Annotated in this window: 1 protein-coding gene; it reads right to left on the reverse strand. The window is 68.8% G+C overall.

Annotated elements, in window-relative coordinates; translation table 11 throughout:
* On the reverse strand, positions 1 to 919 hold a 919-nt coding region (locus U5771_RS35205; protein ID WP_322028186.1), incomplete at both ends, for an acetyl-CoA C-acetyltransferase.

A 919-nucleotide genomic window follows, 5' to 3' on the forward strand; every position in this document is an offset into this window, starting at 1 on the left:
AATGCCTCGTTGATTTCCATCAGGTCCAGGTCGCCCGGCGTCCAGCCCGCACGCTCCAGGCAGCGGCGCGATGCCGGCACCGGACCCATGCCCATCACGCTCGGATCCACGCCCGCGTTCGCGTATGCCTTGATCCGCGCCAGCGGCGTCAGGCCAAGTGCGGCCGCCTTCTGCGCCGACATCACCAGCACCGCCGCCGCGCCGTCGTTCAGCCCCGACGCGTTCGCCGCCGTCACCGAGCCGTCCTTCGAGAACGCCGGCTTCAGGCCCGCCAGCGATTCCGCCGTCACGCCATGACGCACGAACTCGTCGGTCGCGAACTGCAGCGGTTCGCCCTTGCGTTGCGGGATCGACACCGGCACGATCTCGTCGTTGAAGCGGCCGGCCTTCTGCGCGGCTTCCGCCTTGTTCTGCGACAGCGCCGCGAACGCGTCCTGCTCTTCGCGCGTGATCCCGTATTCCTTCGCGACGTTCTCCGCCGTGATGCCCATGTGGTACTGGTTGTACACGTCCCACAGGCCATCGACGATCATCGTGTCGACCAGCTTCGCGTCGCCCATCCGGAACCCGTCGCGCGAGCCCGGCAGCACGTGCGGCGACGCGCTCATGTTTTCCTGGCCGCCCGCGATCACGATGTCCGCGTCGCCCGCGACGATCGCGTTCGCCGCCAGCATCACGGCCTTCAGGCCCGAGCCGCACACCTTGTTGATCGTCATCCCCGGCACGGCGCTCGGCAGGCCGGCCTTGATCAGCGATTGCCGCGCCGGGTTCTGCCCCGAGCCCGCCGTCAGCACCTGACCCATGATCACTTCGCTCACCTGCTCCGGCTTCACGCCCGAACGCTCCAGCACCGCGCGAATCACCGTCGCGCCCAGTTCCGGTGCCGCGACCTTCGCGAGCGAGCCGCCGAATTTGCCGA

It is taken from the genome of Burkholderia sp. BCC1977, from assembly GCF_905339595.1.
Lineage (GTDB): Bacteria > Pseudomonadota > Gammaproteobacteria > Burkholderiales > Burkholderiaceae > Burkholderia.